Genomic DNA, 11,807 nt, shown 5'->3' with positions numbered 1-11,807 from the left:
CGACTACATTCCCAGCCGGACGCCGCGAGCCTCGAGGATCGGGCGCATTTCGCGGTAGGCCGGCCCTGTCTTCAGCAGCGGGATATAGGGGTGCAGGTGGTGCACCACGTGGTAGCCCATCCACATCGACAGCGGATCGCCCAGCACCGACTTCCAGCTCTTGGTGTCGCGATACTTGCCCTTCATCAGCCCCGGGCTGTGCGGGGCCCAGCTTAGGAAGAAGATGATATAGGTCATCGCCAGCTGGTAGGGCAGCCACCACAGCAGGAAGGCCTCGATCGCGTAGCCCCAGTGCGCCAGCAGGAACAGGCAGAGGAAAAACGCCAGCTTGTAGGCGGCGGTGGTGGCGACGAGGTCCATGCGGCCCGCACGCTCCAGGCTTGCGCGATAGTCCTGTGCCCGCTTGCCGTTGGGCTGGCGCTGCTTGACCGATTCCCAAACCGCGCCCAGCGCCGTGTCGGCATGGGTAGTGATGTCGCTGTCGAGATGCTCATCATTGGTATGGCGATGGTGGTCGAGATGCGTCGTGCGCAGCGTTTCGAACGGCAGCACCAGCAGCCAGCTGGTCCAGTGGCCGAGGAATTCGTTGAGCCCGTGCCACTTCGTTCCCGGCCGCCCGATGATGTGATGCTGCGCATCGTGGTTGGGCGCATAGGTGTACATCAGCAGCACGGTCGACAGCACGAAGCCGAGCCACAGCGAGATCATCCCGTTCAGCGCCAGCAGGAAGTTCGCGATCCACAGTGGCGGGATGGCGAGGCCCCAGACGACGGTCTCCCACGGAACCTTGCCCGAATACTTGCGCGCGATCTGGCGTTCGAGCCGCGTCAGCTCGGCGCTCGACAGCTGCGACAGGTCGGCAGGCAGGATGGGGGCGTGGGCGTTCATGCGGCGACCGGTGCCGGATCGGGCTTTGTGGCCTTCCGCAGCACTTCGGCAAAGCCGCGGGTGATGCAGTCGTGCCCCTCGTAATACCCCCGCTCCGCCAGTGTGCGGTGCAGCGCGGGCAGGCGATAGGGCGGCACGGCGGCGAAGATGTGATGCTCCAGATGGTAGTTCACATTGCACGGGCTGACGAACAGCCGTTCCCACCAGCGCGGGATGGTCGTGCCGGTATTGAGCCGCGCGTCGAGCACATCGCGGTCGGGCACCACGCCATGCTCCGAAATCTGCCGCAGCCGGTGGATCGCCGGATAGACGAACAATCGCGCCGGCCAGTAGAGCAAATAGGCCCATGCCGCGCCCAGCGCCGCCAGCATTCCGGCAAGGACGAGATGGAACAGCACGGTCGGCCCATTGGCGGAAAGGTCGAAACCCTTCACTTCGCGCACCAGGTCGCGGAACCCGGTCCGCCCGGTCAGGTCGCGGGCGAACTTGCGTTTGAGCGAGGCGCGGCTGATCGGGTAGTTCTTCACCATCCACTTGTCGGGATCGTCGGGCGTCCCGGCATGGCGGTGATGCTCGAGGTGGTAGCGGCGATAGGCCTCCAGCGGCACATGCCCCGCCGCGCCGACGACCCAGCGGCCGACGAACTGGTTGAGCCACGGCGTGCGGAAAAACGCCCCGTGCGCGCAGTCGTGCGCCAGTACGCCCCAGGCCTGGATGCGGCCGCCCAGCAGCAGGACGGCCAGCACGGTGGTCAGCGGGTTGGGCCACAGGATCGCGAGCGCAAAAGCGGCGACGAACAGGGCCACTTGGCTCCCCAGCGTGACAAAGGCGCGTAGGTCCGATCTCTCGGAGAAGGCGGCAATCTCCTCGCGGCTCAAATAGTCGTTGATCTGCGGGGCCTGCTTCATGCCGCGAACATACGGCATCGAACCGCCGCCCGCAATTCGGTTGCAGGCTGCGACCTACCCGGCATCGAATTTGTCGCGCTTGCGCTTGCCGAAGCGCATGTCGCCTTCGAGCCGGGCCCGCAGCGAACGGTAGAAGGCTTCGAGGAATTCCCGTTCGTGCCCGGCACCGCCTTCCCAGCCGATCTTGCGGCAGATCGCCTGCTGCACGGTCGCCATTGCCTGCGGGTCGCCGCGCCGCAGCACATCCTCGAGCGTTTTCAGCTCGTGTTCGCCATAGACGGACAGTTCCGCCTCCCCGAACCTGTAGTCGGGGGTGGTGACCCCGTTCCCGTCGACCGACATGGCCTCTGCCAGCTTGATGCGCGGCGCTTCCAGCACCCAGGTCCCGGCGATAACGTCGCCGGCACGCAGCGCATCGCGGTTGAAGAAGGGAAACAGCATGAAGACGAGGAACCAGATGGCCGCGGCATAGCCGCCTGCGCCGCCATCCCCGCTTTTCGCCACGTCGAGGAACGACAGCGGCATGAAGATCTCGATCTGGCGCAGCAGGTTCCGGGCCACCACGGCTTCGGGCGTAAGCCGTCCGCCATCGCGCGACGAGACACGGATGTGCATCAGCCGTTTGCCGGGCGTCGCCCCGCGCGGCCCCATTTCGAAATACATGAAATAGCCGTTCCACAGGGCGAACAGGGTCAGCAGGAACAGCACCACCAGGAATTCGCCCACCTGGGTGGTCGCGTTCTCCAGCGCCTGAAAACTGCCGATGGTGTAGAGCGTGCCCAGAACGAGCGCGAACAACGATACGAAGATGATCAGGTAGTCCACCACCAGCGCGACGAAGCGCGCGCCGCGCGATGCGATGGTGATCGGCAGGCCGATGCCCTCCGGCGTCACCAGTTCGCGCTGCCGCTTGGCGGTGGAGGCGGGAAGGGCGAGGCTCATGGCGCGACCTTCCGCGGATCCCGGCGGCCGGACAGCGTAAAGTAGAAGAGCCACAGGAAAGCCATGGCGACACCGATGGTCGCCCGCGTGGCGCCGTCGGCAAGCTGGCGGGGAAAGGCTTCCAGCAGGGCGGCGAATATCAGCATGATGACGACGCCGACCATGATGACCCCTGCCCGGCGACCCGCCGACGAAGCCGCCTCGAGTATCCCGCGCTGCCCCGGAAACGCCATCTGCCGCCCGACGTGCAGCCCTGCCGCGCCCGCGAGCAGGATCGCGCTCAGTTCCGTCGTGCCGTGGACAGCCAGCCAGGCGAGGAAATCCGGTAGCAGGCCGACCGAATGATAAAGCCAGAGCATGGCGCCGAGCAGCGCCATGTTGTGCACCAGCAGCATCAGGCTGGGGATCCCGAAGGCAAAGCCCAGCGCGAACACCATGATGGATACGGTGGCGTTGTTGTAGAACAGGTAGGCCGCGAATTGCGACAGGCCGCCGGTTTCGTTCTCGACCTTCAGCGTCTCCAGCAGGGCTTCGCGGCTCGCGCCGGGTGTGCGCGTGTCGGCCATGCCGGTGGGTACGAGGGCGTAGTACCAGTCCTGGTCGCGCGCGACCAACAGCCAGCCGGCGAGGGTGCCCGCGACCATGACCGCAAGCGCGATGCATATGTCGAGCCAAAGTTCGCGCACCGCGCGGCCCCAGCCGCCGGCGAGGAACTGCCGCAGCCAGGAAACCAAGCCGCGCCGCGGCCCGTAGACCTGGTACCAGGCGCGCTGCACCAGGCTTTCGAGATAGGTCAGCGTGGCCTTGTCGAGCGATGTCTCGCGCGCGACGGCGAGGCTGGAGGCGGCGGTGCGGTACAGCACCGGCAGGGCGGCGATATCGTCGTCGCCGATGCTCCTCAGCCGGCCCTTTTCCAGCCGCGCGACGATCGATTCGAGCCGCCGCCAGTCGCCTTCGCGGGCCAGCCGGAACCTGTCGGAACGCAGGGCCGCGGCTTCGATGTCGGGCGGCGCGATCACTTCCTTGTCGGAGAACATGCCGAGGATGCCGGGGGCCTTCATCCTGCGATCGCCTCGCTGCGCCGGATCCGCAAGTACCTGTCGATCACGGCAAATCCCAGCTGGTCGTAAGGCGCCTCGATGATGTCCACTCCCATGTGCCGCAGCCGTTCATGGACCAGTTGCCGCTGCCGGGCGAGGCTTTGCGCCGTCACTGCGCCGGCGACGGCGGCGATGCTGTCGGGCTCGGCAGCCAGCAGGCGCTCCAGTTCAGTATCTTCGAAGGTCACGAAAACGACCACGTGCTTGGACACCAGTCGCCCGATGCTCTCGATCATCATCTCGGCACTGGTCGGGTCGGTGAATTCGGAGAACAGGACGATCAGCGAACGCCGCCGAAGTCTGGCCGACAGGGTCGCGAGGCCGAGAGTGAAATTGGGCTCCTCCGCACGATAGTCGAGGCCGGCCGCCGCCTCCTGCAAGCGGCTGAAGGCGCGGGTCTCGCCGATGAAGGGGGTGATGACCTCGGGGCGCCGGGCGAAACCGAACAGCATCGCCCGGTCGGCTCCTTTGAGGGCGACATAGGCAGCGGTCAGGGCGGCCGTCACCGCCCGGTCGATACGGGGCACGCCGTCGAGCGGCTCGCACATGGCCTTGCCGCAATCGAAGGCGAAGACGATCTGGTTGTTGCGCTCGCTCTCGTTCTCGCGCGCCAGCAGGCGGGTGTGGCGCGCGCTCGCCTTCCAGTCGATCCGGCGCCGGTCCATCCCGGCGTCGTATTCGGCCAGCGCTTCGAACTGCGTCCCCTGGCCGCGCTGACGGCGGGCGATCATCCCGATTTCGCTGTTGCGCAGATAGGTCTCCAGGGTCCGCGACCGGATCGGCGACAGGTCGGGCCAGACCCGCACCTCGCTGTCCAGCGCGAAGGACGCCTGGCGTGCGCCGAGCCCGAGCGGGCCCTGCCACTGGAGCCACAGGCGCGAAACGGCACCCGTGCCCCGCCGTGTCGGCACGAGCCCGGTGCTGCCGTGCCAGACCCGTGCTTCCCCGGGTTCGAGGCGAACCGAGGCACGTCCGCCCGGGGCGAGCCGCGGGTCGCATTGCCACGCTGCCTCCACCTGGCGGGGCGTGCCGCCGGCGAATTCCGCGAGAACGGACAGCGATACCGGTTGCCCGACCTCGCTATCGGCAGGAACATGGCTGCGGTGCCCGGCCAGCCGCCCTGCCAGCAATCCGTCGACCATGACGAACGCCAGCAGAAGACCTGCGGCAACGGGCACGGACAACCACGCCTGCGGCGCCATGACGGCCACCAGCAGGCCAGCCGGTGCCGCCAGCGCAGCCAGCCACGCCGCCCGGGCCGTTGGCACGAGGAGAACCCGCTGCATCATCGGCGTCAGCGCGGCGCCTCCGTACCGGTCACCAGTTCATCGACGATGCTCTCGACCGAGCGCCCTTCGATCTCGGCTGCGGCGGTCAGCGTCAGGCGATGGCGCAGCACGGCGGTGGCGAGCAGCTTGATATCGTCGGGGACCACGTAGTCGCGGCCCTCGAGCGCCGCCCGGGCCCGCGCGGCATTGGCCAGCAGTACCGCCGCGCGGGGGCTGGCCCCGGTCGACAGATCGGCGTGTTCTCGGGTCGCCCGGACCAGTCGCACGACATAGTCGATATTGTCCTGCGCCAGCGTCACCTGCTTGACCGCACCGATCGCTGCACCGAGTGCGGCGGCATCGCCGACCGGCGCGATGCCGAATTTCTCGGGCTTCACCGGTCCCTGCTCGACCGAGAAGCGGGCGACGATCTTCGCCTCCTCGCCCTCGTCGGGATAGGGCACCAGCAGCTTGAACAGGAAGCGGTCGAGCTGGGCTTCGGGCAGGGGATAGACACCCTGGTTCTCGATCGGGTTCTGGGTCGCGACCACCATGAAGCGTTCCGGCAGGGCATGGGTTTCGCCGTCGAGCGTAACGCGGCGTTCCTGCATCGCTTCCAGCAAGGCCGCCTGCGTCTTGGGCGGGGTGCGGTTGATCTCGTCGCCCAGCAACAGCTCGGTGAAGATCGGCCCGCGCGTCAGGGTGAAGGTGCTGGTCTGGAAATTGAACAGGTTTGAACCGAGGATGTCGCCCGGCAGCAGGTCGGGCGTGAACTGGATGCGCCCGAAGTCCAGCCCCGTCGCCCGTGCGAAACACTGCGCGAGGAATGTCTTGGCGGTGCCGGGCGGACCTTCCAGCAGTACGTGGCCTTCGCTCATTAGCGCAATCAGCAGGTGATCGACCAGCGCATCCTGCCCGACGATCGCCTTGGCGACTTCGGCTCGCACGCCGTCCGCTAGCTGGCGCAGGGTCGCAAGGGGAGTGGTCATCGGGCAAGGGTCCTTTCGAGCGAATGGAGGGCGCGGGCAGCGCGGAGGATATCGTCGGTGCGCCGGGCCGTTTCGAGCGCGGCGAGGCGCGGCGACACGGGGTCCAGCCCCCGCCGCTCGAGCAATGCGTCGAGCAGTTGACGGTCCACCGCGCCGGCCACGGTGCGCTGGCCGAGGCGGCGGGCGATGCGATTTTCGATCAGGCCGGCATAGGGGCGGGTGAGGAGATGCAGGCGGCCGGTGCGCTGGATCACCCCGGCGCCGTTCTCGACCAGTTGCGCCTTGCCGAACGACAGGACCGGCGCTTCGGCGAGGACCGGCCCGAACCGGTTGAAGGCGCGCCAGCCGACCAGCAGCAGCGCCGCCAGCAGGCACAGCGTCGCCGCCAGGAACGGCGGTTCGAACGCCAGCGACAGCAGGTTGCGTGACTGGCCGAGGCCGTTGGTGGTGAGGTCGAACACGATCGGCAGGTTGCGACCGCCGGCTGCGGCCCCGAACAGGTCGAGCGCGGCGGCCGCACGATCCGCATCGGCGATCCCCCAGTTGTTGACGAGGTCGGGTTCGGCCACGACCGTCACCCGCCACGCTTCTTCTGCGGCCATGCCGAAGCGGCTGGCGTCGCCATCGCCGTCGAACCCCTGCGGCAGGTCGCTCGCATCGCTTCCGCGCCGTAGCTGGCTCGCCAGGACCAGGCGGTCGGACATGACCAGCGGCGTCGCCTCGATCGAACCGGTCGACTCCAGCGAAAGGACCGCCTTGCCGGGCGGCAGCAAGCCGCTGACGCCCGTCGGCGTGGTCCAGGGGCGACGCTGGGCGACTTTGCCGCTACCGAGGTCGCTGATGACCTTTTGCCCGTCGACCAGAAAATCGAACATCGGCTCCGCCGCGCCGCCCAATGTGACCCAGCCGGGGCGGGCGCCCTTGCCCTGGCCGGCGCTCGCGAACCATTTCGGCAGAATCACCAGCGTGGGGCCATGGTTGGCGCGGCGGGCGATCAGTTCCCCGAGTTCCTGCTCGTCGACCCAATGTGGCGGCGTCAGCACCAGCAGCACGGGATCGTCCGCCGCCGCTTCGCTGCGGGAAATGCGCACCTCGCGTCCGTCTGCCTCCAGCAGTCGGACGAGGGCCGAGAAACCGTTGAGGCCGTTGGACGCGGCATGGCCCTGGCCGTTGTTCTCGTTGCCGCCCATGCGCCCCGTGCCGATCGAATAGAGCAGCGCGAGAAACGCGAGCGTGCCCACCGCGACCAGTGCCAGCACCCTTCGCTTGTCGAACGCCGGGACCGGCGATGCTACGGTGCCAGCCACGCTCATGCCAGTCGCTCCAGCGCGAAGTCGGCATAGGCGCCGCGGGCACGCTGCCAGTCGTTCCGGTCGAGTTGCTGGAGGGCGAAGAGGTTTCGTTCCACCGCTTCGGCAATCACCCCGAACGCGGTCCTGGCCTTGGCAGGCAGGGCGGACGCGCCGGCCAGTTCGCGGGCGGTGCTGCTCGGCTCGACCATGTCGGGGCGCGATTGCGCGATCTGCCCGACGCTGCGGTGCAGCAGCAGGTGCACCGCCGCGCCGAAATCGCCAGCCTCGGCCAGCCGGTCGGCGTCTTCGAGCAAGGCCAGCGCCGCGCTACGGTCCGGTTGCCAGCCGCCATCCTCTTCCTGCGTTCCGGTGGCTCTTTGCAGGTAGGGGGCCAGCAACTGCCACAGCAGGTACAGCAGCAGCGCCGCCACCATCGCCAGCAGGATCCAGCGCAAGACCGGCCAGCTTTCGACCAGGAACTGCCCGACCGGTCCGAAAACCGTCTCCAGCAGCTCCTGCAACCATTGCATCCACGCCGGGGTTTCGGGCGGCGGGGCAGCGGGCAGGGGTTCGAACTGGATATCCGTATCGGCACGCACCGCGCGCCAGGCTTCTTCCGCCCCTTCCCGATTGACCCGACCCGTCGTCACAAGCGAGTTGGTGGCACGCCGGCTGCTGCGGCGCAAGGCGCGAATTGGCCTTTGTCGTTCGTCGCTTAGCCCCGCGGGCGGGCCATGCGGTAACTGCCGAGCATGCGCAGTTCCGTGCTGTGGAAGGCGAGCTCCTCCAGCGCCCGGTCGACGGCGGGATCCCCGGGGGCGCCGATGATGTCGGCATAGAAGGTGCTGGCCGAGAAGCTCGCCCCCTGCTGGTAGCTTTCCAGCTTGGTCATGTTGACCCCGTTGGTGGCAAAGCCCCCCATCGCCTTGTAGAGCGCGGCGGGGATGTTCTTCACCGTGAAGACGAAGGTCGTCATCGCAGGCTGGCCCGCCAGGGTCGCCGGATCGAGGCCTTCGCGCGCCAGCACCACGAAGCGCGTCATGTTGTCGTGGGCATCCTCGACATTGCGCTCGACGATGTCGAGCCCGTAAAGTTCGGCGGCGAGAGCCGGGGCAATGGCGGCGAGCGAGGGGTCGGCCATCTGCGCGACATGGGCGGCGGCGCCCGCGGTATCGGCGAAGCTGAGCGGCACCAGTCCGCGCGTCCGCAGGAACAGGCGTGACTGGCCGAGCGCCTGGGGATGCGAATAGACAGCCTCGAACGGACCGGTGCCCAGCCCCATCAGCGCGTGTTCGATGCGCAGGAAATGCTCGTCGACGATCTTGAGGCCGCTGTCGGGCAGCAGGAAGTGGATGTCGGCGACGCGCCCGTTCTGGCTGTTCTCGATCGGGATCATCGCGCAGGCTGCGGTGCCGGTCTGGACGGCCTCGATTGCGTCTTCGAAGCTGAAGCAGGGCAGCGGCAGCATGTCGGGCGCGTACTCGCGCGCCGCCCGGTGCGAATTGGCGCCGGGGGCACCCTGCAGGGCGATGGTCCGTGCAGGATGGCGCGCCGCTTCGGAGCGCATCTGCTCGACCATGGCGAGTGCCGGGGCAGGAAAGCTGACCATCGTCGGGCGCGGGTAGCGAGGGTCTGGTTGCGCGGCAAGCAATTCCCGTGTCGCCCTTTGCATCCCCTTCTGGAGCAGAAGCGCCACCGGCAGGGCTGCTTGCCCCTTGCGGAACGGCCCGCGTCTGACTAGAGCGCGGCCCAATCGCAAACTCTCAAAGCGCGTGGATTCTCATCGCATGACCGACAATCGCAACACCATCTTCGGCTGGATCCTGTTCGCGGGCATCATGGCCCTCGGCCTCTCGATCCTGAGCGGCAAGTATTTCCACGCCGACAAGCCCGAGCATCTGGAAGAAGGCAAGGCGGGGTTCTTCCTCGCCGGGGGCGAGGCCGAAGCTGGCGGCGCGGCGGAAATGTCGATGGCCGAAGCGCTGACCATGGTCGACGTGGCTGCGGGCGAGAAAGTCTTCGCCAAGTGCACGGCCTGCCACACCATCGAGCAGGGCGGTGCGAACGGCATTGGTCCCAACCTGTGGGGCGTGATGGGTCAGCCGATCGGCAAGCATGCCGCAGGGTTCGCCTATTCCGCGGCGCTTTCCGGCAAGGGCGGCAATTGGGACTGGGATACGATGAACGAATGGCTCAAGAGCCCGGCTGCCTTTGCCAAGGGCACCAAGATGAGCTTCGCCGGCCTTTCGAAAATCGAAGACCGTGCCGCCGTGACCCTCTACATGAACTCGATGGGTTCGAACCTGCCGGTTCCCACCTTCGTTGCCGATGCCGCCGCAGGCGCCGAGGGTGAAGCTGCTACTCCGGGTGAAATTCCGGCAGGCGATGCAGCGGAAACCCCTGCGGCCGAGACACCCGTCGAAGCTGTCGTCGAATAACCTCCCGGTCAAGGGGCGCGGCTAGCGCCCCTTGAATCCCTGAGCGACGACATACCACTCCGACGAGCCCTTGCGGCTCGCCGGGGGTTTGGCGTGTTTGACGGTCCTGAAATGCTTCTTGAGCAACGCCAGCAGGTCGGCGTCCGTCCCGCCCGCCAAAACCTTGGCCAGGAATGTGCCGCCTTCTTCCAGCGTCTCGATCGCGAAGTGCGCTGCGGTTTCGACCAGCCCCATGGTGCGCAGATGGTCGGTCTGCTTGTGACCGACGGTGTTGGCGGCCATGTCGCTCATCACGAAATCGGGCCGGCCTTCCAATGCGCCCTCGAGGGCGGCGGGGGCCTCGTCGGCCATGAAATCCATCTGGAAGATCGTGACGCCTTCGATCGGTTCGACCTCGAGCAGGTCGATGCCCACCACGGCCGCCTTGGGCCGCTTCTTGCGGACGACCTGGCTCCAGCCCCCGGGGGCGATCCCGAGATCGACCACGCGGTTCGCGCCCCTCAGCAGGCCGAATTTCTCGTCGAGTTCGATCAGCTTGTAGGCCGCGCGGCTGCGGTATCCCTCGGCCTTGGCCTGTTTCACGTAAGGATCGTTGAGCTGGCGTTCGAGCCAGCGGTTGGACGATGCCGTCCGCCCGCGCGCGGTCTTGACCCGCTTGCCCGTCTCCTTGCTTCCCCTGCTCATGCGATCCGCTCGTAGGCCGGGTTGTGATCGGCCGCCATCAGGCTGCGCAGGATGCCTTCACGGATGCCCCGGTCGGCAACGCCAAGCTTTTCGGCCGGCCAGATGTCGAGGATCGCCTCGAGGATGGCGCAGCCTGCCACGACGAGTTCGGCGCGGTCGTTGCCGATGCAGGGCAGGGTGCAGCGTTCCTCCACGCTCATGCCCGAAAGGCGCGTGGAAATCTCTCGCATCGACCCGGCCGGCACGATCAGCCCGTCGACGGCGCGGCGGTCGTATTGCGGCAGTTCAAGATGCAGGCTGGCAAGGGTGGTCACCGTCCCGCTGGTTCCAAGGAGGCGAATGTCGGGCGCCCGGGCGGCTTCGGCGATCCGCTCGGCGAACGGCGCGAAGCTGTCGCCCACGACGCGGCGCATCTCGGCGTAGCGTGCCAGCCGAGCATCGGGGCCCCTGCCGGTGCGGGGCACCATGTCGCTGAGCGAAACGACGCCCCAAGGGACGCTTTGCCAGTCGAGGATGCGCGGGACCGCGCGGCCGTCGGGCTCGATCAGCACGAGTTCCGTGGACCCCCCGCCGATATCGAAAATGACGGCCCGGCCGTCGCCCTGTTCGAGCAGGATATGGCAGCCCAGGACGGCCAGTCGCGCCTCTTCCTGGGCGGTGATGATATCCAGCACGATGCCGGTTTCCTCGCGAACCCTCGCGATGAATTGCTCACCATTCGCAGCCCTCCGGCAAGCCTCGGTCGCGACCGAACGAGCCAGGTAGACATTGCGGCGCTGCAGTTTTTCCGAACACACCTTGAGCGCTCCGAGCGCCCGGTCCATCGCCACATCGGAGAGGCGGCCGCTGTGGGCGAGACCCTCGCCAAGCTTCACCACGCGGCTGAACGCGTCGATGACCGTGAAATTCTCACCTGTCGGGCGGGCGATGAGCAGGCGGCAATTGTTCGTCCCCAGGTCGAGTGCGGCATAGGCCTGGCGATGATGCGGGCCGGGCCGGGCCGGGCGGGGATTGCGCGCCGGGCCCTGGGGCGACGCGTGGATCGAAGCTGCATGGGAAGGGCGCACGCGCCCGTCGCGAACGGACTCGTGCGCCTGGCGGCGGTCGGTCGTCTTGCTGTCGGGCGGCGGGGAACTCTTGTAGCGAAAATCGGCTACCTTGCCGGACCTTTTGTTCCCTCTGCGGCCTGCCCCCTTTTTCCTGTCCGGCGGAAAAACATCCGCCATAGTTTCCACGATCTCTTTCTTCCTCTCGCGCCGGACGGGCGCGAGGACTTGGGGACAAAATAGCGCCGACCG

The 11,807-nt window shown here is 67.4% G+C and carries 12 protein-coding genes; 1 reads left to right on the top strand and 11 read right to left on the bottom strand.

The window, feature by feature from the left end; all coding sequences use genetic code 11:
* Positions 1-3: 3 nt before the first annotated feature.
* The 9 genes from WAB17_RS03300 to WAB17_RS03260 all read right to left on the bottom strand — a co-directional run bounded on the left by WAB17_RS03300 (position 4) and on the right by WAB17_RS03260 (position 8,996).
* Entirely contained in the window at positions 4-888 is an 885-nt protein-coding gene (locus tag WAB17_RS03300; protein ID WP_435418609.1) for a fatty acid desaturase, read from the bottom strand.
* Complete coding sequence (locus tag WAB17_RS03295; protein ID WP_435418608.1) at positions 885-1,796, bottom strand: fatty acid desaturase family protein; 912 nt, start codon at positions 1,794-1,796, stop codon at positions 885-887. The genes WAB17_RS03300 and WAB17_RS03295 overlap by 4 nt, the downstream gene beginning before the upstream one ends.
* Before the next feature lie 54 nt (positions 1,797-1,850).
* On the bottom strand, positions 1,851-2,738 hold the full coding sequence (locus WAB17_RS03290) for an RDD family protein (protein WP_435418607.1): 888 nt from the start codon (positions 2,736-2,738) through the stop codon (positions 1,851-1,853).
* Positions 2,735-3,799: a stage II sporulation protein M gene (locus tag WAB17_RS03285; protein WP_435418606.1), complete on the bottom strand. Its 1,065-nt coding sequence runs from the start codon at positions 3,797-3,799 to the stop codon at positions 2,735-2,737. Before WAB17_RS03285 ends, WAB17_RS03290 begins: the two co-directional genes overlap by 4 nt.
* Positions 3,796-5,127, bottom strand: a complete 1,332-nt coding sequence (locus WAB17_RS03280; RefSeq protein WP_435418605.1) for a DUF58 domain-containing protein — start codon at positions 5,125-5,127, stop codon at positions 3,796-3,798. The genes WAB17_RS03285 and WAB17_RS03280 overlap by 4 nt, the downstream gene beginning before the upstream one ends.
* Before the next feature lie 5 nt (positions 5,128-5,132).
* On the bottom strand, positions 5,133-6,095 hold the full coding sequence (locus WAB17_RS03275; protein WP_435418604.1) for an AAA family ATPase: 963 nt from the start codon (positions 6,093-6,095) through the stop codon (positions 5,133-5,135).
* Entirely contained in the window at positions 6,092-7,408 is a 1,317-nt protein-coding gene (locus WAB17_RS03270; RefSeq protein ID WP_435418603.1) for a DUF4350 domain-containing protein, read from the bottom strand. The genes WAB17_RS03275 and WAB17_RS03270 overlap by 4 nt, the downstream gene beginning before the upstream one ends.
* Positions 7,405-8,037 carry a hypothetical protein gene (locus WAB17_RS03265; RefSeq protein WP_435418602.1) on the bottom strand — a complete coding sequence of 211 codons (633 nt, stop codon included), beginning with the start codon at positions 8,035-8,037 and terminating at the stop codon, positions 7,405-7,407. Before WAB17_RS03265 ends, WAB17_RS03270 begins: the two co-directional genes overlap by 4 nt.
* A gap of 65 nt (positions 8,038-8,102) precedes the next feature.
* Entirely contained in the window at positions 8,103-8,996 is an 894-nt protein-coding gene (locus tag WAB17_RS03260) for a prephenate dehydratase (protein WP_435418601.1), read from the bottom strand.
* Positions 8,997-9,174: 178 nt separating this feature from the next.
* Here WAB17_RS03260 and WAB17_RS03255 point away from each other — a divergent pair, with 178 nt between their 5' ends.
* Positions 9,175-9,825, top strand: a complete 651-nt coding sequence (locus WAB17_RS03255; RefSeq protein WP_435418600.1) for a c-type cytochrome — start codon at positions 9,175-9,177, stop codon at positions 9,823-9,825.
* Between the two features lie 21 nt (positions 9,826-9,846).
* Here WAB17_RS03255 and WAB17_RS03250 read toward each other — a convergent pair whose 3' ends face one another.
* Positions 9,847-10,509: an RlmE family RNA methyltransferase gene (locus tag WAB17_RS03250; RefSeq protein ID WP_435418599.1), complete on the bottom strand. Its 663-nt coding sequence runs from the start codon at positions 10,507-10,509 to the stop codon at positions 9,847-9,849.
* A complete protein-coding gene (locus tag WAB17_RS03245) occupies positions 10,506-11,735 on the bottom strand; it encodes a Ppx/GppA phosphatase family protein (protein WP_435418598.1) in 1,230 nt (409 codons plus the stop codon). The genes WAB17_RS03250 and WAB17_RS03245 overlap by 4 nt, the downstream gene beginning before the upstream one ends.
* Positions 11,736-11,807: the final 72 nt, after the last annotated feature.

The sequence above is a fragment of the Parerythrobacter aurantius genome (assembly GCF_045291475.1).
GTDB classification, from domain to species: Bacteria; Pseudomonadota; Alphaproteobacteria; order Sphingomonadales; family Sphingomonadaceae; genus Parerythrobacter; species Parerythrobacter aurantius.
The sequence above is the reverse complement of the archived record's forward strand: the minus strand, read 5'-3'. Positions and strand labels throughout refer to the sequence as shown.

Coding starts and splice junctions, on each gene's coding strand:
- WAB17_RS03295 (WP_435418608.1), bottom strand. CDS start 1,796: ATGAAGCAGGCCCCGCAGATCAACGACTATTTGAGCCGCGAGGAGATT.
- WAB17_RS03255 (WP_435418600.1), top strand. CDS start 9,175: ATGACCGACAATCGCAACACCATCTTCGGCTGGATCCTGTTCGCGGGC.
- WAB17_RS03275 (WP_435418604.1), bottom strand. CDS start 6,095: ATGACCACTCCCCTTGCGACCCTGCGCCAGCTAGCGGACGGCGTGCGA.
- WAB17_RS03280 (WP_435418605.1), bottom strand. CDS start 5,127: ATGATGCAGCGGGTTCTCCTCGTGCCAACGGCCCGGGCGGCGTGGCTG.
- WAB17_RS03260 (WP_435418601.1), bottom strand. CDS start 8,996: ATGGTCAGCTTTCCTGCCCCGGCACTCGCCATGGTCGAGCAGATGCGC.
- WAB17_RS03300 (WP_435418609.1), bottom strand. CDS start 888: ATGAACGCCCACGCCCCCATCCTGCCTGCCGACCTGTCGCAGCTGTCG.
- WAB17_RS03245 (WP_435418598.1), bottom strand. CDS start 11,735: ATGGCGGATGTTTTTCCGCCGGACAGGAAAAAGGGGGCAGGCCGCAGA.
- WAB17_RS03290 (WP_435418607.1), bottom strand. CDS start 2,738: ATGAGCCTCGCCCTTCCCGCCTCCACCGCCAAGCGGCAGCGCGAACTG.
- WAB17_RS03285 (WP_435418606.1), bottom strand. CDS start 3,799: ATGAAGGCCCCCGGCATCCTCGGCATGTTCTCCGACAAGGAAGTGATC.
- WAB17_RS03250 (WP_435418599.1), bottom strand. CDS start 10,509: ATGAGCAGGGGAAGCAAGGAGACGGGCAAGCGGGTCAAGACCGCGCGC.
- WAB17_RS03270 (WP_435418603.1), bottom strand. CDS start 7,408: ATGAGCGTGGCTGGCACCGTAGCATCGCCGGTCCCGGCGTTCGACAAG.